Here is an 18667-nt window from a genome sequence, read left to right on the forward strand (position 1 = left end):
CTATTTTTTTTGGGCTCCCCTATCCTCCTGGCTACATTCTATTTTACTTATCTATTTTACTGGCCCACTTTATTTCTATTCTCCCCGGGGGGGGGGCGGCCCCCCCCCCCCCCCCCCCCGCCCCCTCTCCTCTTCACTCACTCGAACAAGGAGTACGCATCACCATGGCCCGTTTCGACGTCAACGCCGCCCGCGCCCAGCGACAGGAGGCCCACGGCCGCGCCTGGTCCTTCGAGCTGGACGGCGAGTCCTACACCCTGCCCACCGAGCTCTCCCGCGCGACCGCCAAGGGCCTGCGCAAGCTCGACGACAACGACGTGGACGGCCTGCTCGCGCTCCTGATGGGTGAGGAGCAGTTCGCCCGGTTCGAACAGCACGACATCACGATGCAGGACATCGCCGCCATCCTGGAGGCCTACGGTCGCGAGACCGGGCTCGGCCTGGGGGAAGACTGAGCCTCGTCGAGTTCGTCGACGAACACGCCGAGGCCCTTGAGGCGGATCTCCTCCGCTATTACGGCACCGATCTCCTCGACTGGCACCGGGGAGAGCTCTCCAGCCGGCGCGTGATGACACTGATCAAGCATCTGCCGCGGGACAGCGCCGTGCAGCAGGAGCTGCACGGCGAGGCCGCGGAGTGGTCGATCACCGACCATCTCCTCGCGGCGGCGGTGGACCACCTGGCCGTCGCCAACTGGATGTTCGCCTGCGTCAACACGGGCGAGGACGACGACCCGCCCGAGCCCCCGAAGCCCGTTCCGCGTCCGGGTGCCACCGACGAGGACGGAGAAGGGCAGGACGATGGCTCCGCGGAGGAGGGGAACACCGGCGAGGTGGTCTCTCCCGGAGCCCTCGCCCGGTTCTTCGGCTGACACCCCCACGGCCCCCGGAGCCGCTCCCGTCAGGGATCGGTCTCCGGGGGCGCTTCCTGTGCTCGCTCGGCCAGCTCCCCCTCCAGGGCCCTGGCCCGTTCGGACAGTCGGCGCCCCTGCGCGCGCGAGTCCGGTTCACCGGCCCCCGCCGCGCGGCGGTCGGTGCCGGGTCCCGGCTGGGCGGGGACGCCGAGCGGCGGCACTATCGGGCGCCCGCCCTTGCCGCGTACGACCTTCCGTACCGGCTGGGCGGTCCGGCGGGTACGGACCTCCGGGGTGGTGGGCGGGCCGTCCTGTTCGATACCGGGCTCGTCGGTGCGGGGGCGGGAGTCCTCGGACCCGGGGGACGCGGTCGCGTGCTGGAGCTCAGCGTCCGGGTCGGGCCTCAGCTCGGACTCTGGCTCCGGGGCGGACCTCAACTCGGTTTCGGGCCTCTGGTCGGGCCTCAGCTCGGTTTCGGGTCCTGGCTCGGGCCCCCGCTCGGGCTCCTGCCGCCGTTCGAAGCGCTCGCGCTCACCGCGTACCCGCTCCTCGGCCTGGAGGACCACGGCCGGCGGTTCGAGGAACCGGGCGAAGGGCAGCGCGATGACACGGGCCCCGTCCGGGTCGCCCTCCGCCCGTCGCTGGGGGCGCCGGATTCCACGCGCGTCACTCTGTCCCTGTGCGTAGGCGTCCGCCACGCGCCTCTCGTACTCGCGGCGTATGCGCGGGAGTTCGTCCGAGACGGCCTCGGCCCAGCCGGCGGTGAAGGCGGCGGTCTCACGGCGGTCGATCTCGGCCCGGGAGACGACCACGAGATCCTCAGGCGCGAATCCTGAGACATGGACCAGTTCGGACACCCGCGCGAACAGATGAGGCAGATCCGGGTTCATCTCCAGCCAGTCGACGACCGGTGCGCGCCGGCCGGCGCTCGGCTCCCTGTCCATGCGTAAGCACTGCCTTCCGCCCCCTAGGGTCCCCTCGCACCCCCGACAACCCTTGGCTCCCCGAAGTGGTCCCATCCAGGAAACGTGCATCCAGCGTACCCGCTCGCCCCGAGCCACCCGGATTCGGACCAACCCCACCCGAAGTGGTGGCCTCAGACGGAGCGTCAGGCGATTCGCGCTCGACAAACACCGAACAGGTGTTCCACACTGCTATTCGCACAGCAGTTCGAACACGTGGTGCCCCCGCTCCTCACTCCGCGGCGCCGCCACACAGGCAAGGGCAAGCACAGGGAAGGCAGGCGTCCATGACCCAGCAGGCCGAGGCATCGCGACCGCACACCCCTCTCCAGGACCGCCTCCGCCAGCTCCTCGACGGACCCGTCGCCCTCGACAAGAGAGCGTTGCTCGGCAGCCTGTACGCCGAGGTCACCCGCTGCGAGACCCTCGCGTACACGGCGGGCTGGAACGACGCCCTCGCGGAGGCCCGCCGGACCTCCAGCGGCGACAACCGCAAGGACCGCGCCTCACGCCAGGACTGAACCGCCGCAGGCGCAACCGAAGCAACAGCCACCTGTCCCCGTTTTTCCTGGGAGCAGGTGGCTGTCGTGCTGTTCACGGCCCTGACGCCGAGCGCGTCAGGAGAACAGGTTGCCCAGCACGATCCCGAGCGCGAGCAGGGCGAGCCCGCCGCCGGTGACGTACTTCGCGATCCAGCCCTCCGAGGACGAGTCGATGTCCTCCAGGGCGCCCGTCTTCGCTCTCGACGGCCGCTTCCTGTCGTAGACGACGGGAACCACCGTCCCCACCGGGGCCGGCTCCTGGACCTGGAGCTCGTAGAAGTCCCCTTGGCGCTCCCCCTCCGGGAGAGAGACCCGGTAGTGGACGCGGATCTTGCCGTTCATGACGTCATGGGCATAGGAGACCGCTTCCCCCTCGACGCCCCGACGTTCGAGGGCGCGCAGCCGGAGAAACGTCAGGACATTTCCGGTCGTCACGAGGGCGAAAAATCCCCCCACGATGGCGAGACAGGCTCCCACCACATAAAAGAACTGCCCCACTGCGACCCTCCCCAGTTCACACGACCCAGAAAGCTAGCAACGGCCCGCCTGCCGGGTCAACCCCGAGAAAAGATTCGAGGGAGCATCATGGCCGACGATCACGCAGAACTGCTCGCCAGAATTGGCGAGGTGAAAACAAAGCTCGAAGAAGTCAGCAAGGCCGTCAACGCCAACAAGACTCCACCTCCGGCTGCCGCCACCAAGGCCGAACTCGACGCCAAGGCAAAGGAGATCATCGATGCGGTCAAGGGCGGAAAGGACGAGACCAAGACCTGGTGGGAAGCCCTCCTCGAAGGGCTGGGCTTCAAGGACCTGCTTGGCGCCATCAAGGACCAGAAGGAATTGACCAGCCTCATTCCGCTGGCCCTGGGCGCCCTCGGCGTCATGATGCTGGGAAAGGTCTTCGACCTCGGAAAGCTGTTCAACGCGGGATTTGAAAAGCTGACGAGGAAGATCGGCCGGCGTAGCAACCCAGCTTCTCAGGGCCGGATCCTCGCGATGACCGACAGCGGTATTCCCTGGGCCCGCCCTCGCGCCGAGGCCGAGTCCGCTCCGATCATCGCCATGGCCCGAGGAGCCCTCAGCCCCACCGCGCTGGGAGAGCTCAAGGACGCCCTGGTCGCGGTCAACCCCGAAATCCGGACCTTCAACGAACTCGTCGCGGACATGCCGTCCAGCCGGTCGCTCGGCAAGACGGCCAAGGGCGTCAAAGAGATCGGCCTGGCGATCGACAACACCAACCTCGACAGGCTCAAGGACGTCACCCGGGAAGCAGGCACCCTCAAGGGCCACATGGCGGACTTCGCGCCCAACAAGATTCCGCAGGACCTCCGCTCGGCCACGGAAGCCGCCGAGAAGCTCGACCGCGCCGGCCAGAACCTGCAGACCCGTTTCCGGACCCTCAAGCAGGACGCGACAGAGGCTGCCGCGGCCATCGCCGGTGCCGGCGGCTCCTGACCCACCCCCACCACGGAAGGAGGTACACCCATGTCTCTCGTCAGTTCCATGAAGAAGGCTTCCGACTCCCTGCGTACGCTCAAGACGCAGGCGTCCGGGGCCGGTTCCTCGGTCAAGAAGGTCGGGGACGCCGGCCGGTCGGCGAACGGGCAGCTCAAGAATCTCCGGAGCGCCGCCCAGGGCTCCAGCACCCAGCTCAAGAACCTCAAGACCGCCTCGGACCAGGCCGAGCGCGCCATGAAGAAGGCCGGCAACACCGCTCAGTCGGCCGGCGGCAAGCTCGGCAAGTACGAGTCGGGTGCGGGCAAGGCGGCCAAGGGCCAGGACAAGCTCAACAAGTCCATGAAGGGCAACATCCTCGCCCGGCTGCTCGAACTCTTCATGCCGCTCATCGAGACGATCGTCGATATGGCGGCCCGCTCGAAGACGATGCAGACGATCATGAAGAAGGCGTTCAGCGCCATCAAGACCGTCATCAGCTCCGTCATGAAGGCCGTCGGGCCGATCATGAAGAAGGCCGGTTCCCTGATCAAGACGGTCTGGAACGGCATCAAGAAGGCCATCTCCACCGTCGTCAAGGCCGTCGCCACCGTCATCAAGACCTACGTGAAGATCTGGAAGACGGTCATCACCACGGTCATGAAGGCGATCAAGACCGTCATCAGCACCGTCTGGAACGGCATCAAGCGGGTCATCACCCCCGTGGTCAACTGGATCAAGACCGCAATCCCGAAGGCGTTCAGCGCCGTCAAGGACAAGATGTCGTCCATCTGGAACGGCCTCAAGGACATCGCGTCCCGGGCGTTCGAGGGCATCAAGAACGGCGTCAAGGGCCCCATCAACTCCGTCATCGGCCTGATCAACCGGATGATCGGCGCCCTGAACAAGGTCAAGGTCACGGTGCCCGGCTGGGTGCCGATGGTCGGCGGCAAGACCTTCGGCGTCAACCTGCCGACCATCCCCATGCTCGCGACCGGTGGTGTCGTCATGCCCCGCACCGGCGGTGTCCCGGCGATCCTCGCCGAGGCCGGCGAGGCCGAGGCCGTCCTCCCGCTCTCCAAGCTGGACCGGCTGCTCGCCCTCACCGCCCGCCGCGCCCGCATGGCCCAGGGCCCGCAGACCGTCGGCGCCAGCGCCGGGCTGCACATCGAGCACTACCACGCGGCCCGGGGCAGTGATCCGCACTCGACCGCGCAGGCGCTCATGTACCTGGTGAAGGCGCGCGGATGAGTGCCGCGGCCGCTCTGCCGAACCCGTTCCGGGGCGTGGCCCCGGTCATGGACTCGCTGAGACAGGGGCTCGGCCAGGCGGGCACCTCACTGCGGCGGCTCAAGCAGGACGCCCAGCGTGCGGGCGGCGGCCTCGACAGCCTCGCCGCCGGCGTCCGCAACGCCGGCACCTCCCTGCGCAACCTCGGCCAGGGCGCGGCCGGGGCCGCGGCCGCCGTGACCAGGATCCGCCGGTCCGCAGCGCCCACGGGCGTCCGACGGATCGGCACCGCGGCCGGCAAAGCCCGCACCGCGACCGCCAAGATCGCCACCGGCGCCGGCGCCGTCCTCGGGATCCTCCTGCCGCTGCTGCCCATCGCCGACCTCGTCTCCGGTCTGATGGGCACCTTCGGCACCGTCATGACCGTCGCCGCCGTCGCCATGACGGGCATCAACGTCGCCATGCGGGCCAACCCGCTCGGCTTCCTCGTCGGCCTGATCGTGCCCATCGCGGCGTACCTCATCGAACTGGCCCTCACCTCCGAGACCGGCCAGCGGATCATCAGGCAGGTCTTCGATCAGGCGGTCAAGGGCTTCCGGGCGGTCTTGACCTTCATCCAGCCGATCATGAAGGTCCTCGGGCAGGCCGTGGGGACGTACGTCAAGGCGTACCTCACCGTGTTCAAGACGGCGCTCAAGATCGTCGGATCCGCGATCGGCGGGATCTCCAGGATCGGCTCCGCCGTCCGCTCCGCCTCCAACGCCCTGCGTACCATCGCGTCCCGCACGATCGGCGGCATCAAGAGCGCCATCCAGCCGATCAGCCGCTGGATCACCGACAAGGTGCCCGGGTTCTTCCGCACCGCGAAGGACGCGGTGACCAGGTCCCTGCGCGGGATCGGCGACCTGATCGAGGGCGGTATGAGCACCGTGCTCGGCGTCGTCAAGGGGCCCATCAACGGCCTCATCGCCTTCGCCAACTGGATCATCGACGGACTCAACAAGCTCAGCTTCGAGATCCCCCTCACCGGCAAGAAGTTCGGCGTCGAACTCGACAAGATCCCGATGCTCGCCGAGGGCGGCATCGTCTCCCCCGGCTCGCCTGACGACTACCGGATCGACTCGCTCGCGCAACTGGAGAACCGCCGCGTCCCGGCCCTCACCGAAGCTCCCCCGCGGCCTCACCGCGTCCGGGACTTCCACGAGAAGCCCGGCGCCGGCCCCCGGTCGACCGCCGAGGATCTGCTCTTCCTCGCGACCGCGCACCGATGACCGTCCACCACTGACGTCCCATCAGAAGTGAGGTGACGGCCCCATGGCCGAGACCACAACCGCATACGCCACCGGAACCGAATTCACCGCCGACCTCGCGCCCGGCTCGCTGATCACCCAGGACGGGCAGATCCAGTGGGCCGGGCTTCTCATCGGCCCCGGCACCCCGTTCGCCGTCGACCGGTCCGGCCTGACCGGCTGGGAAGACCTGCCCGAGTACGACTCTTCCGACGCCGAGCGGCCCACCTCGCACGGCGCCTGGCCCGGCTCCCGGTACGCCAAGCCGCGCAAGGTCGGTGGATCGGTCGTGCTCGTACCGGAGTACAGCGCCGCCACGGCGGCCGTCCGTGCCCTGCGGCAGGGACTCGCCCTCCTCGACGAGGAGCGCTGGCTCACCGTCCGACTGCACGGCGAACTGCTCACCGTACGCGCCCGGATCGCGCAGCGGGTCATCCCTGCCGACCAGGGCTTCGCCACCCAGGGCAGCTCCAAGATGTCCGTCCAGTGGCTGGCCACCGACCCGCGCCGCTACGCCGTCAACGAGCAGACCGTCACCACCGTCGCCCCGCAGCCGGAGTCCGGCCTGACCTGGCCGCTGACCTGGCCCCTCGACTGGGGCCGGGCCACGTCCACCGGCGACGTCGTCGCCGAGAACACCGGCTCGGCCGCCACGCACCCGGTGATCACCTTCCACGGTCCGTGCTCCATGCCGACCGTCACCGAGCGGACCAGCCGGCGCCGGCTGCGGTACGCCATCGACCTGGCCGCCGGCGACGTGCTGGTCGTCGACACCGCCGAGGGCACAGTCACGCTCAACAACACCGCCTCCCGCCGGCACACCGCGATGGCCGACTCCAGCCCCGAGGAGCTCTTCCTCCTGGAGCCGGGCCGCACGGAGCTGGCGTTCCGGCCCGACGGAGCCGGCCAGGAGGCCCTCATGACGGTCCGCTGGCGCAGCGCCGAGTGGTGAGCCGACCGGTCACCGTCCCTCCGCCGCCCACCGCCGAACAGAGAGGCGCACCATGACCGTCACCGCCGCCTGGCTCACCGCCACCGGCCAGACCCGCGAGGACACCCGCCTCGCCCTCGCCGCCCTGCTGACCCCCAGTGGTCAGAGCGCCGAGGAGACACCGCTGCGCTCCCGCCCCGGCATCGTGCCGGGCGGCTTCGTCCTGACCGGGACCGCGCCGATGGAGTGCGTGATCGGCACCGGCCGGGCGATCGTGCAGGGCAAGGACACCGACCAGGGCGCCTACATGGTCGCCGCCGTCTCACCGCAGACGCTCACGATCGAGGACGGTGACCCGCAGTACGACCGGATCGACCTGATCGAGCTGGCCGTCGTCGACGACCTGTACGACAAGACCGGCACGACGGAAGCGGTCGTACGCCTGGTCAAGGGCGAGGCCAGGGCCGTTCCGGTCGCTCCGGCCTCCGGCGCCGGCTCCACCCTCCCGCTCTACACGGTCACCGTCCGGGCCGGAACCTCGGCCGGTACCGGCGGCGTCGCCTGGACCACCGGCGGGGTCACCGCCCAGCACTGGCCGGTGGTCGCGCTCGGAGGCATCACGCCCACCAGCGGCTTCAAGGGCGCGTACGTAGGCCAGTACCGCGACGCCGGCTCCGCCCTCCAGCGCTGGGACGGCACGACCTGGGTCTCCTACCCCCGGGCGCTCGGCGGCATCGCCCCGAGCGGCACGGCGACCGCCGGCACGTACGCGGGGCAGTACCGCGACGAATCGGGTGTCCTACAGCGCTGGGACGGCCAGTCCTGGCAGTACGCGCAGGGCCGGGCGGGCATCCTGTTCTGCGCCTCGCAGACGTTGTCGGCCCACGTACAGAGCATCACGCCGAACACCTGGACGGCGCTCAACCTGCCGAACGTCGACGTCGACGAGGCGACCGGCTGGAACGGAACCCACACCTACACGGTGCCGCGCACCGGCTGGTGGCGGGTCTCGGGGCACGCCGTCTTCGCCAACGACGCCCAGACCGGAATGCGCGGCGCCCGTCTCGTGGTCAACGGCTCCGGCGTGCAGCGCGCCACCTGGCTCACCCCGGCGGGCAACGGCGCGATCGCCGTGGGCGGCAGCGCCCTGCTGAAGCTCAACGCCGGGAACACGCTGCAACTGGCCGCGTACCAGAGCCACACCGCGGCGGTGAAGACGCTCGGCGGCTCCGGCTACGCCTGCACCCTCACCGCCGAGTGGATCAAGTCCTGAGCTCCGCCGCCCCTCCGCACCTTCCTGATTGGAGAACCCCATGAACCTGCGCAGCAGCTGGGTCAACGAGACCGGCCAGACCCGCGAGGACACCCGCCTCACCCAGATCGGCGCGACCACCGCGGTCAACCCCGTCCAGGTCCGCTCCGGCATCCTGCCGGGCTCCTACAACGGCCAGCACCGGCTCTCCGGCTTCTGGATGACGGGCGCCTCCGCCATGGCCGCGACCGTCTCCGACGGCCGGGCCGTCATCCAGGGCGACATCTCCCAGGGCGTCTACCCGGTGACCCTGCCGGCCTCGGAGACGGTCACCTTCGGGCCGGGCGACGCCCAGTACAACCGCGTCGACCTCGTCGTCCTCAAGGTCTACGACCCGCTGTACGACGGTCCGGGGCGCAACGAGGCCCTGGTGGAGATCATCGTGGGCAAGGCCGAACCGACGCCGAAGGCCCCGGCGGCCCCGCCGCGCAGCCTCCCGCTGTACGAGGTGACGGTGCCCGCCGGGGCCAGCGCGGGCAACGGCGGCATCAACTGGAACACCGCCCTGAAGGACCTGCGCACCACGGTCGTCTCCCTCGGCGGCATCCTCCCCGTCGAGGGCCCGGTCGTCCCGGGCGCCTACCCGGGCCAGTTCCAGGACTCCGGCGGCGCGCTCCAGCGCTGGGACGGCGGCGCCTGGGTGCCGTACCCGTCCGCGCTCGGCGGCATCATCCCGAACAGCGCGGGCACCCTCACGGCCACCTACACGGGCCAGTACCGGGACACCGCGGGCGGCGTGCTCCAGCGCTGGAACGGTTCGGCGTGGAAGCCGGCGGTCCCGGGGCCGTACTACAGCGGGTCCAACGACTCAGGATGGACGACGTCGACGACCTACACCGCGACGCTTTCGGAGACGGTCGGCACCCCGGTCAGGGTCGAGTTCACCGCGCCGGCGTCGGGAGCCGTACTGATCACCTACGGCGCACGGATGAACGCCCAGTCGACCACGCCCACCCAGGTCTCGATGGGTCTCCGGCTGACGCAGGGAACGACGACGCTGATCGCGGAGAACGACGAGACCGCGGCGGTCCACACCGGCTCGATCAACGCGTCGGTGTCGTCCGTGACGCGCTTCTACGGCATGACCCCGGGCGCCACGTACGCCATCACCGGCATGTTCAAGGTCGGCGCCAACACGACCCAGATCAAGGGTCACTTCGACAACACCTTCGTCGTGGTCAGCCCCCAGAACTGACCCGGCACACAGACCGTCCGACAGGAGTTCCCATGCCCGTACGCTCCGGCTGGCTCCTGCCCACAGGGCAGACCCGCCAGAACACCCGAATCACCTCCCTCGGCGCCATGACGCCCGCCAACCCGCTCGCCTCCCGCTCCGGCGTCCTGCCCGGCACGTACGACGGCAAGTTCCGGGTCGGCGGTCTGTGGCTGAGCGGCAACGGCCCGATGACGGCCACCGTCTACCACGGCAGGGCCGTCATCCAGGGCGCCACCACTGATGGCGCCTACCCCGTCGCCCTGGACGAGGACATCACCCTCACCTTCGGCGACGGCGATCCCCTCAACCCGCGCATCGACCTCGTCGTCCTCCGCGTCCAGGACCACGACGCCGACGCGGGCGGCAAGTACGAGGCGACCGTCGAGATCGTCCGGGGCGAGGCCGCCGCCACACCGGTGGCCCCCACCCCGCCCCCGCTCTCGCTCACGCTGTTCTCCATCCGGGTCAAGCCGGGGGCCTCGGCCGGTACCGGCGGCGTCGGCTGGGCCGACAGCGGTGTCGTCACCGACCTGCGCACCACGGTCGTGAGCGCCGGCGGCATCCTGCCCGTGTACAACAACGCCGGCACCACCGGCGCGTACCCGGGCCAGTACCAGGACAACGACAACTCCCACTACTTGCAGCGCTGGGACGGCAACGCCTGGGTCGCCTACCCGAAGGAGATCGGCGGCATCGCCGTCAACGGGACTCTGTCGACGGGCAGTTACCCCGGGCAGTTCCGCGAGAACAACGGTGTGCTGCAGCGGTGGAGCGGGACGGCGTGGGTCAACTACCACGCGCCGTACGACATCGAGCCCGTCTTCACCGGTGCGACGGCGCTGACCGGCTGGAGTCTCGGCTCGTTCTCCGGCCGCCGCACCCGCGCCGGTGTCGTCATGGTGCGGGTCTCGCTCACACGTACCGGCGCGAACATCACCGCACCCGCCAACGGCAGCATCGCCGAGCAGCCACTGTGCACCCTGCCGACCGGCTGGTCCCCGGCCATGACCTTCGACACGACGGCCACGGACACCCAAGGGTGCGGTGTCGGCACGATCTACGCCACCACCGCCCAGGTCACGCTCCGTTCCTGGACACCCACCGCGGTCATCCCCACCGGCCGGACCGTGTACGTCTCCGCCACCTACGTCCTGTAAGGGGGCCCGCGATGGCACTCGACACGCCCTACCGGGCGATCTTCTGCGACCTGTTCACCGACCAGACCATCGACATCCTGCCGCTGCGGGACGTCCAGTTCGAGGACTACATCGGCCGGGCCGGTTCCCTGTCCGGCACCGTCCCCGTACCCAACAAGGAGATGGCCGACCGGGTCCGCAAGGTCCTGGCCGGCCGCACCACCGTCTACCTGGAACGCGGCGGGGACCTGTGGTGGGGCGGCATCGTCTGGACCACCACACTCCAGTCCAGCGGGCGCGGTGTGCTGACCCTGGGCATCCAGGCGGCCACCTTCGACTCGTACGCCACCCGCCGCCGCATCCGCACCGACATCACCTACGCCACGCCGACCGACCAGCTGGCCATCGCCCGCCGACTGTGGACGGAGGTCCAGGCCGGACTGGGCCGGAGCGGTATCGCCGTCGGCACGGAGACCTCCCCGGTCAAACGGACGGCGGCCTGGCGGCTCGGCGACGAGACCGTCTACCAGGAGGCCCTCGACCAGCTCGCCGCCCAGGAGAACGGCTTCGAGCAGCAGATCCTCGTCTACCGCGACCCGGTCACCGGCGAGCGCATCCGCCAGCTCCGGCTCGGCCACCCGAAGATCCGTACCGGCGCGACCGACATGATCTTCGACCGGCCCGGCGCCATCCTGTCGTACTCCTTCCCGGACGACGCGACCCGCGGCGGCACCACCGCCCTCGCCCGAGGCGCGTCGGCGAACACCAACGCCGCCGCCGAGTCCCGGCCGACCATGTCGGCGGAGAAGGTCGACACGACGCTCCTGAACGCCGGCTGGCCGCGGGTCGACCTGTCCTCGGACCACAACGAGGTCAGCGACGTCCCGACGCTGAACTCCCTGGCCGCCGCCAACCTGGCCGGGGCCGCCGGATCCGTACTGATCCCCGCGATCACCATCAGGCTCGGCGGGATCGTCCCGCCGGCGCTCCTCGGCCGGACCGCCCGGATCCGGATCACCGACGAGTGGCACCCCGGAGGCCTCGACCGCCGCTACCGCATCATCGGCGTCAAGGTCAGCCCCCCGGAGCGCGGCCGCCCCGACACCGCCGAGCTCTACATCGAGGAGGCATGATGACCCAGCTCCCCGAGGACATCATCGACCGGCTGATCCAGATGGAGCGCCGGATCCAGGCCCTGTCCACCGCCGTGAACACGCGCCCCGTCCTCAACGACGTCGTCAACGGCTCACTCACGGTGAAGCGGCAGACGGACCCGCAGGACCCGAACACGGCCACCACCCTCGTCCAGATCAGCGGCAGCGGCCCGGGCGGGACCAAGCCGGTGCTGCGGGTCAACGACTCCTTCGGCCACGAGGTCCTCTCGGACGACGTCCTCACCGGCGGTCTCGCCCGGCCGTGGCTGTCGATGCTCCCGCCGCAGAGCATGGCCAGCGCACACTGGGCGGCCACCAACGCCACCGTCTGGACCACCATCGCCCAGTCCCAGAACCCGATCTGGCAGCCCAAGACGCGGCTGCGGATGTACACCCGGATCTCCGGCACCGCCGTCGGCCAGATCCGGGTGATGGTCGACGGCGTCCAGTTCGGCCCGACCGTCGCCGCCGGCTCCACCTTCGACCACACCGGCCCGGTCACCGCCGACATGCAGGGCGGCTTCGGCGCCACCAGCACGTTCGAGATCCACGGCATCGTCACGAGCGGCTCCGGCAACGTCTACGCCCAAACGGTCCTCCTGCACGGCCGCCAGACCTGACCCGCCCGACCCCTCGACTCGAAAGGAGCCACCCATGACCCCCGACCCCGACCAGCCCTGGGGCCTGGCCATCGACTACGCCGGTCGCGGCACCGTCACCGAGAGCCGCCACACCATCAGCGTCCGCCTGTACGACAACACCCTCGGCGGCCCACTCGAACCCGACCAGCTGACCGGCGCCTACCCGGCGGTCTACGTCACCGCTCAGGTCACCGCCGTCGGAGAGGCGGGCACCGCCCTGCGCGGCTACGCCACGGTCGTCGTCAACCCGCTGGACGCGGACCCGGTCACCCCCGACCCCACCGCCGTCCAGCAGGCCGTCGCGGCCGCCCTCGCCGACTTCGAGCACCGCCGCGCCGCCTACGCCGCGCTCTGCGCGACCTGGGCCCCGCCGGAGCCCGAGCCGGAGCCGACCCCGCAACCCGTTCCTTAAGCCCCCCACACCCGTACGGACGCCCGCCCCGAGCGGGCTTTTTTCATGCCCGCATGCCCGCACCCCCGCCCCGCCCGCAAGCCTGGAGGTCACCCATGGCCACTCCCCTCACCGCGGACCGGCTCGTCGCCGCGCTCCGCGCCGAAGGCGTCAAGGTCGTCGAGCACGACAGCTGGCGCACCCACCACCGCAACCAGGCGGGAGCCTGGGGTCCCGTCGTCGGCGTGATGATCCACCACACGGTCTCCAGCGGCACCGCCTCGTCCGTCGAGCTCTGCTACAACGGCTACGCCGGACTGCCGGGCCCGCTCTGCCATGGCGTGATCGCCAAGGACGGCACCGTCCACCTCGTCGCCAACGGCCGCGCCAACCACGCCGGCGGCGGCGACCCCTCGGTCCTCCAGGCCGTGATCACCGAGACGTACGGGGCCCGGCCCCCGGCCCCCCGGATGCACCAGGGCAGTCCCGGCGCCGTCGACGGCAACTCCCGCTTCTACGGCTTCGAGTGCATCAACCTCGGCAACGGCGCCGACCCCTGGCCGGCCGCCCAGCTCGACGCCATCGAACGGACCTCCGCCGCGCTCTGCCGCGCCCACGGCTGGGGCGCCAAGTCCGTCATCGGCCACCTGGAGTGGTCGGACTGGAAGAGCGACCCGCGCGGCTTCGCGATGCCCGGCATGCGCGAACGGGTCCAGAAGCGGCTCGGCACGGCCCCGTCGAAGCAGCCCCCGACCACCCCGCAGAAGCCCGCCCCGCCGCGCTACCAGCCGTTCCCCGGCACCGCGTTCTTCAAGGCGAACCCGAGCTCCCCGATCGTCACCGCGATGGGCCGCCGGCTGATGGCCGAGGGCTGCGGCCGCTACCAGGTCGGCCCGAGCCCCCGCTGGTCCGAGTCCGACCGCCAGTCGTACGCCGCCTGGCAGCGCAAGCTCGGCTTCCGCGGCACCGACGCCGACGGCTGGCCGGGCGCCACCTCCTGGAACGCGCTCAAGGTCCCCCACACCACCTGAACCCGAGGAGCCCCCATGGCCCTGTCCGAGAACACGAAGCGGACCGTCCGCACCGTCCTGCAGAGCGCGGTCGGCATCGCCGTCGTCCTCCCCGCGATCGTCGACGCCTCCGGCCTCCCCGCGACCCTCCCCTGGGTCGCCGGAGCGCTCGCCGTCGCCGCCGCCCTGACCCGGGTGATGGCGGTACCGGCCGTCCAGCACCTGCTGCCCTCCTGGCTGCGCACCACCCCGGGGGCGGCGGATGACCGAGTCTGATCCGAACGACCCCGTGGCGGTGGCGCTGGAACTGGAGCGGCTCCGCGGCACGCTGGAGGCCGGCTTCGCCCGCGTCGACGGCTCGCTCGCCCTCCTCGTCCAGCGCAGCGACCAGACCGACAAACAGCTCGCCGACCACGAGGCCCGCCTCGACGCCCTGGAACGCGCCCGCTGGCCCCTGGCCTCGGTCGCCGCCCTCACCGCCACGGCAGGCCTGGGCTTCGCCCTGTGGGAGATCGCGAGCCGGTGAAAAACCCGAAGGGCGGCCACCCCGTACGCAACGGGGTGACCGCCCTTCGGTCGATCAAGCGACTCGCTTACTGGTTGTACGGACCGTAGTCGTAGTCCTCCAGCGGAACGGCCTGGCCGGAGCCCGTGCCGAACGGCGAGTAGTCGATGTCGTCGTAGCCGACGGCCGAGTACATCGCGGCCTTGGCCTCCTCGGTCGGCTCGACCCGGATGTTGCGGTAGCGGGACAGACCCGTACCGGCCGGGATGAGCTTACCGATGATGACGTTCTCCTTGAGGCCGATGAGGCTGTCGGACTTGGCGTTGATCGCCGCATCCGTCAGGACTCGGGTCGTCTCCTGGAAGGAGGCGGCCGACAGCCAGGACTCCGTCGCCAGCGAGGCCTTGGTGATACCCATCAGCTGCGGACGGCCGGAGGCGGGGTGACCGCCCTCGGTGACCACACGACGGTTCTCGGTCTCGAACTTCGAGCGCTCGACGAGCTCGCCCGGCAGCAGCTCCGCGTCGCCGGACTCGATGATCGTCACGCGGCGCAGCATCTGCCGGATGATGATCTCGATGTGCTTGTCGTGGATCGACACACCCTGCGAGTTGTAGACCTTCTGGACTTCGCCGACCAGGTGGACCTGGACCGCGCGCTGACCGAGGATCCGCAGCACGTCGTGCGGGTTGGTGGCACCCACGGTGAGCTTCTGGCCCACCTCGACGTGGTCGCCCTCGCCCACCAGCAGACGGGCACGCTTCGAGATCGGGAACGCCGTCTCGTCGCTGCCGTCGTCCGGGGTGACGACGATCTTCTTGGTCTTCTCGGTCTCCTCGATGCGGACGCGGCCGGCCGCCTCCGAGATCGGGGCGACACCCTTGGGCTGACGGGCCTCGAAGAGCTCGACAACACGGGGCAGACCCTGGGTGATGTCGTCACCGGCCACACCACCGGTGTGGAAGGTACGCATCGTCAGCTGGGTACCGGGCTCACCGATGGACTGGGCCGCGATGATGCCGACGGCCTCACCGATGTCGACCAGCTTGCCGGTGGCCAGCGAACGGCCGTAGCAGAAGGCACAGGTACCGACGGCGGACTCACAGGTCAGGACCGAGCGGGTCTTGACCTCCTCCACGCCGGCGCCCACGAGGGCGTCGATGAGCACGTCACCCAGGTCGACGTTGGCCGGCGCGATGACCTTGCCGTCCACGACGACGTCCTCGGCGAGCATCCGCGCGTACACGGAGGTCTCGACGTCGTCCGTCTTCCGCAGGATGCCGTCGGCACCCTTCTCGGCGATCTTCAGCTTCAGACCGCGCTCGGTGCCGCAGTCCTCCTCGCGGATGATCACGTCCTGCGAGACGTCCACCAGACGACGGGTCAGGTAACCCGAGTCGGCGGTACGCAGGGCGGTGTCGGCCAGACCCTTACGGGCACCGTGCGTCGAGATGAAGTACTCGAGGACGGTGAGGCCCTCACGGAAGGACGCCTTGATGGGACGCGGGATCGTCTCGTTCTTGGCGTTCGACACCAGACCACGCATACCGGCGATCTGCCGCATCTGCATCATGTTTCCTCGGGCACCCGAGTCAACCATCATGAAGATGGGGTTCGTCTTGGGGAAGTTCTCGTTCATGGCCTCGGCAACCTCGTTGGTCGCCTTGGTCCAGATCGCGATGAGCTCCTGAGTGCGCTCTTCCTTGGTGATGAGACCGCGCTCGTACTGCTTCTGGACCTTCTCGTCCTGAGCCTCGTAGCCCGCGACGATGGCCTTCTTCGCCTCGGGAACGACGACGTCGGAGATGGCCACGGTGACGCCGGAACGGGTCGCCCAGTAGAAGCCCGCCGCCTTCAGGTTGTCGAGCGTCGCCGCCACGATGACCTTGGGGTAGCGCTCGGCGAGGTCGTTGACGATCTCGGAGAGCTGCTTCTTGCCGACCGAGTAGTCGACGAAGGGGTAGTCCTCGGGCAGCAGCTCGTTGAAGAGCGCGCGGCCCAGCGACGTACGCAGACGGAACGAGTCACCCTGCTGCCACTCCGGCTCGCCCTCCTCGGCGACCGGGGGAACCCAGCCGCGCGGCGGAACGGTGCCGATCGGGAAGCGGATGTCGACGGACGACTGCAGCGCGAGCTCGCCGGCGTCGAAGGCCATGGTGGCCTCCGCGGTGGAGCCGAACGCGCGGCCCTCGCCCTTGGTGTCGCGCAGCTCACCGTCGGTGGTCAGGAAGAACAGACCGAGGACCATGTCCTGGGTCGGCATCGTGACCGGACGGCCGTCGGCCGGCTTGAGGATGTTGTTCGAGGACAGCATCAGGATGCGGGCCTCGGCCTGCGCCTCCGCGGAGAGCGGCAGGTGGACGGCCATCTGGTCACCGTCGAAGTCCGCGTTGAACGCGGTGCAGACGAGCGGGTGGATCTGGATGGCCTTGCCCTCGACCAGCTGCGGCTCGAAGGCCTGGATGCCGAGGCGGTGCAGCGTGGGCGCACGGTTCAGCAGAACCGGGTGCTCGGCGATGACCTCTTCGAGGACGTCGTACACGACCGTGCGGCCGCGCTCGACCATCCGCTTGGCGCTCTTGATGTTCTGCGCGTGGTTCAGGTCGACCAGGCGCTTCATCACGAACGGCTTGAAGAGCTCCAGCGCCATGGCCTTCGGCAGACCACACTGGTGCAGCTTCAGCTGCGGACCGACGACGATGACGGAACGCGCGGAGTAGTCCACACGCTTACCGAGCAGGTTCTGACGGAATCGACCCTGCTTGCCCTTCAGCATGTCGCTGAGGGACTTCAGCGGACGGTTGCCGGGGCCCGTGACCGGGCGACCACGACGGCCGTTGTCGAAGAGGGCGTCGACCGCCTCCTGGAGCATCCGCTTCTCGTTGTTCACGATGATCTCGGGGGCACCGAGGTCGAGCAGACGCTTCAGACGGTTGTTGCGGTTGATCACACGGCGGTACAGGTCGTTCAGGTCGGAGGTCGCGAAGCGGCCACCGTCCAGCTGCACCATCGGACGCAGGTCCGGCGGGATCACCGGCACGCAGTCGAGAACCATGCCCTTGGGGCTGTTCGCGGTCTGCAGGAACGCGGAGACGACCTTGAGGCGCTTGAGCGCACGGGTCTTCTTCTGGCCCTTGCCGGTACGGATGATCTCGCGGAGGCGCTCGGCCTCCTCCTCCAGGTCGAAGGACTCCAGGCGCTTCTGCAGCGCCGCGGCACCCATCGAACCGTCGAAGTACGTGCCGAAGCGGTCACGCAGCTCGCGGTAGAGGAGCTCGTCGCCCTCCAGGTCCTGGACCTTGAGGTTCTTGAAGCGGTTCCAGACCTCGTCGAGACGGTCGATCTCGCGCTGCGCACGGTCGCGCAGCTGCTTCATCTCACGCTCGGCGCCCTCGCGCACCTTGCGGCGCACGTCGGCCTTGGCACCCTCGGCCTCGAGCTCGGCCAGGTCGGTCTCGAGCTTCTTGGCGCGGGCCTCCAGGTCGGAGTCGCGACGGTTCTCGATCTGCTGACGCTCGACGGAGACGTGCGCCTCCAGCGAGGGCAGGTCACGCGTACGACGCTCGTCGTCGACGAACGTGATCATGTAAGCGGCGAAGTAGATGACCTTCTCGAGGTCCTTCGGCGCGAGGTCGAGCAGGTATCCGAGGCGCGACGGGACGCCCTTGAAGTACCAGATGTGGGTGACGGGAGCGGCGAGCTCGATGTGGCCCATCCGCTCACGGCGCACCTTGGCGCGGGTGACCTCGACGCCACACCGCTCACAGATGATGCCCTTGAAGCGGACACGCTTGTACTTGCCGCAGTAGCACTCCCAGTCCCGGGTCGGACCGAAGATCTTCTCGCAGAAGAGTCCGTCCTTCTCGGGCTTGAGCGTGCGGTAGTTGATGGTCTCGGGCTTCTTGACCTCGCCGTGGCTCCACTGACGGATGTCGTCAGCGGTGGCCAGACCGATCCGGAGCTCATCGAAGAAGTTGACGTCGAGCACTATGCGTCAATCCCTCTCAGGGTTGTAAGTCTTGGGGTCTGAAACGGGGGTCCTGGGGCCGGCCGGGGGCTCA

General features: G+C 69.5%; 19 protein-coding genes. 16 read left to right on the forward strand and 3 right to left on the reverse strand.

Features of this window, described 5'->3' with window-relative positions:
- Nucleotides 1–164: 164 nt before the first annotated feature.
- Nucleotides 165–455, forward strand: coding sequence for a hypothetical protein (locus AB0F56_RS34060; RefSeq protein ID WP_362016893.1), 291 nt, complete (start codon nt 165–167; stop codon nt 453–455).
- Between the two features lie 113 nt (nt 456–568).
- Nucleotides 569–871 (forward strand): hypothetical protein, encoded by a 303-nt coding sequence (locus AB0F56_RS34065; protein WP_362016895.1) that lies wholly within the window; start codon nt 569–571, stop codon nt 869–871.
- A gap of 29 nt (nt 872–900) precedes the next feature.
- On the opposite strand, the gene AB0F56_RS34070 is transcribed toward AB0F56_RS34065, so the two are convergent.
- On the reverse strand, nt 901–1797 hold the full coding sequence (locus tag AB0F56_RS34070; protein WP_362016897.1) for a hypothetical protein: 897 nt from the start codon (nt 1795–1797) through the stop codon (nt 901–903).
- A 305-nt stretch (nt 1798–2102) separates the two neighbouring features.
- On the opposite strand from AB0F56_RS34070, the gene AB0F56_RS34075 reads away from it, so the two are divergent.
- Complete coding sequence (locus AB0F56_RS34075) at nt 2103–2336, forward strand: hypothetical protein (RefSeq protein WP_362016899.1); 234 nt, start codon at nt 2103–2105, stop codon at nt 2334–2336.
- A 96-nt stretch (nt 2337–2432) separates the two neighbouring features.
- Here AB0F56_RS34075 and AB0F56_RS34080 read toward each other — a convergent pair whose 3' ends face one another.
- Nucleotides 2433–2855, reverse strand: coding sequence for a DUF3592 domain-containing protein (locus AB0F56_RS34080; protein ID WP_362016901.1), 423 nt, complete (start codon nt 2853–2855; stop codon nt 2433–2435).
- An 87-nt stretch (nt 2856–2942) separates the two neighbouring features.
- On the opposite strand from AB0F56_RS34080, the gene AB0F56_RS34085 reads away from it, so the two are divergent.
- The 13 genes from AB0F56_RS34085 to AB0F56_RS34145 all read left to right on the forward strand — a co-directional run bounded on the left by AB0F56_RS34085 (nt 2943) and on the right by AB0F56_RS34145 (nt 14627).
- Nucleotides 2943–3812, forward strand: coding sequence for a hypothetical protein (locus tag AB0F56_RS34085; RefSeq protein ID WP_362016903.1), 870 nt, complete (start codon nt 2943–2945; stop codon nt 3810–3812).
- Between the two features lie 30 nt (nt 3813–3842).
- Nucleotides 3843–5042, forward strand: a complete 1200-nt coding sequence (locus tag AB0F56_RS34090) for a phage tail protein (RefSeq protein ID WP_362016905.1) — start codon at nt 3843–3845, stop codon at nt 5040–5042.
- Nucleotides 5039–6292: a tape-measure protein gene (locus AB0F56_RS34095; protein ID WP_362016906.1), complete on the forward strand. Its 1254-nt coding sequence runs from the start codon at nt 5039–5041 to the stop codon at nt 6290–6292. Before AB0F56_RS34090 ends, AB0F56_RS34095 begins: the two co-directional genes overlap by 4 nt.
- A 43-nt stretch (nt 6293–6335) precedes the next feature.
- Nucleotides 6336–7262 carry a phage tail protein gene (locus AB0F56_RS34100; RefSeq protein WP_362016908.1) on the forward strand — a complete coding sequence of 309 codons (927 nt, stop codon included), beginning with the start codon at nt 6336–6338 and terminating at the stop codon, nt 7260–7262.
- 52 nt (nt 7263–7314) lie between these two features.
- A complete protein-coding gene (locus AB0F56_RS34105; protein ID WP_362016910.1) occupies nt 7315–8514 on the forward strand; it encodes a hypothetical protein in 1200 nt (399 codons plus the stop codon).
- A gap of 40 nt (nt 8515–8554) precedes the next feature.
- Nucleotides 8555–9748 carry a hypothetical protein gene (locus tag AB0F56_RS34110; protein WP_362016912.1) on the forward strand — a complete coding sequence of 398 codons (1194 nt, stop codon included), beginning with the start codon at nt 8555–8557 and terminating at the stop codon, nt 9746–9748.
- 32 nt (nt 9749–9780) lie between these two features.
- On the forward strand, nt 9781–10926 hold the full coding sequence (locus AB0F56_RS34115; RefSeq protein WP_362016914.1) for a hypothetical protein: 1146 nt from the start codon (nt 9781–9783) through the stop codon (nt 10924–10926).
- Nucleotides 10927–10937: 11 nt separating this feature from the next.
- Complete coding sequence (locus AB0F56_RS34120) at nt 10938–12038, forward strand: hypothetical protein (RefSeq protein WP_362016916.1); 1101 nt, start codon at nt 10938–10940, stop codon at nt 12036–12038.
- Nucleotides 12035–12679: a hypothetical protein gene (locus tag AB0F56_RS34125; RefSeq protein ID WP_362016918.1), complete on the forward strand. Its 645-nt coding sequence runs from the start codon at nt 12035–12037 to the stop codon at nt 12677–12679. The genes AB0F56_RS34120 and AB0F56_RS34125 overlap by 4 nt, the downstream gene beginning before the upstream one ends.
- A gap of 34 nt (nt 12680–12713) precedes the next feature.
- The gene (locus tag AB0F56_RS34130; protein ID WP_362016920.1) at nt 12714–13112 is read left to right on the forward strand and encodes an ATP-binding protein; all 399 of its coding nucleotides are present in this window, start codon (nt 12714–12716) and stop codon (nt 13110–13112) included.
- 95 nt (nt 13113–13207) lie between these two features.
- A complete protein-coding gene (locus AB0F56_RS34135) occupies nt 13208–14122 on the forward strand; it encodes a peptidoglycan-binding protein (protein WP_362016922.1) in 915 nt (304 codons plus the stop codon).
- Nucleotides 14123–14143: 21 nt separating this feature from the next.
- A complete protein-coding gene (locus tag AB0F56_RS34140) occupies nt 14144–14377 on the forward strand; it encodes a hypothetical protein (protein ID WP_362016992.1) in 234 nt (77 codons plus the stop codon).
- Nucleotides 14364–14627 (forward strand): hypothetical protein, encoded by a 264-nt coding sequence (locus tag AB0F56_RS34145; RefSeq protein WP_315891558.1) that lies wholly within the window; start codon nt 14364–14366, stop codon nt 14625–14627. The genes AB0F56_RS34140 and AB0F56_RS34145 overlap by 14 nt, the downstream gene beginning before the upstream one ends.
- Before the next feature lie 67 nt (nt 14628–14694).
- On the opposite strand, the gene AB0F56_RS34150 is transcribed toward AB0F56_RS34145, so the two are convergent.
- Nucleotides 14695–18594 carry a DNA-directed RNA polymerase subunit beta' gene (locus AB0F56_RS34150; protein WP_362016924.1) on the reverse strand — a complete coding sequence of 1300 codons (3900 nt, stop codon included), beginning with the start codon at nt 18592–18594 and terminating at the stop codon, nt 14695–14697.
- Nucleotides 18595–18667 lie beyond the last annotated feature (73 nt).

Origin of the sequence: Streptomyces sp. NPDC026092, assembly GCF_040638605.1 — a bacterium.
In the GTDB taxonomy this organism is placed as follows: domain Bacteria; phylum Actinomycetota; class Actinomycetes; order Streptomycetales; family Streptomycetaceae; genus Streptomyces.

Bases quoted from the DNA above. Each gene is read 5' to 3' on its own strand.
- AB0F56_RS34065 (WP_362016895.1), top strand. From the start codon at position 569: ATGACACTGATCAAGCATCTGCCGCGGGACAGCGCCGTGCAGCAGGAG.
- AB0F56_RS34090 (WP_362016905.1), top strand. From the start codon at position 3,843: ATGTCTCTCGTCAGTTCCATGAAGAAGGCTTCCGACTCCCTGCGTACG.
- AB0F56_RS34060 (WP_362016893.1), top strand. From the start codon at position 165: ATGGCCCGTTTCGACGTCAACGCCGCCCGCGCCCAGCGACAGGAGGCC.
- AB0F56_RS34110 (WP_362016912.1), top strand. From the start codon at position 8,555: ATGAACCTGCGCAGCAGCTGGGTCAACGAGACCGGCCAGACCCGCGAG.
- AB0F56_RS34145 (WP_315891558.1), top strand. From the start codon at position 14,364: ATGACCGAGTCTGATCCGAACGACCCCGTGGCGGTGGCGCTGGAACTG.
- AB0F56_RS34085 (WP_362016903.1), top strand. From the start codon at position 2,943: ATGGCCGACGATCACGCAGAACTGCTCGCCAGAATTGGCGAGGTGAAA.
- AB0F56_RS34135 (WP_362016922.1), top strand. From the start codon at position 13,208: ATGGCCACTCCCCTCACCGCGGACCGGCTCGTCGCCGCGCTCCGCGCC.
- AB0F56_RS34125 (WP_362016918.1), top strand. From the start codon at position 12,035: ATGATGACCCAGCTCCCCGAGGACATCATCGACCGGCTGATCCAGATG.
- AB0F56_RS34130 (WP_362016920.1), top strand. From the start codon at position 12,714: ATGACCCCCGACCCCGACCAGCCCTGGGGCCTGGCCATCGACTACGCC.
- AB0F56_RS34100 (WP_362016908.1), top strand. From the start codon at position 6,336: ATGGCCGAGACCACAACCGCATACGCCACCGGAACCGAATTCACCGCC.
- AB0F56_RS34120 (WP_362016916.1), top strand. From the start codon at position 10,938: ATGGCACTCGACACGCCCTACCGGGCGATCTTCTGCGACCTGTTCACC.
- AB0F56_RS34115 (WP_362016914.1), top strand. From the start codon at position 9,781: ATGCCCGTACGCTCCGGCTGGCTCCTGCCCACAGGGCAGACCCGCCAG.
- AB0F56_RS34105 (WP_362016910.1), top strand. From the start codon at position 7,315: ATGACCGTCACCGCCGCCTGGCTCACCGCCACCGGCCAGACCCGCGAG.
- AB0F56_RS34075 (WP_362016899.1), top strand. From the start codon at position 2,103: ATGACCCAGCAGGCCGAGGCATCGCGACCGCACACCCCTCTCCAGGAC.
- AB0F56_RS34070 (WP_362016897.1), bottom strand. From the start codon at position 1,797: ATGGACAGGGAGCCGAGCGCCGGCCGGCGCGCACCGGTCGTCGACTGG.
- AB0F56_RS34095 (WP_362016906.1), top strand. From the start codon at position 5,039: ATGAGTGCCGCGGCCGCTCTGCCGAACCCGTTCCGGGGCGTGGCCCCG.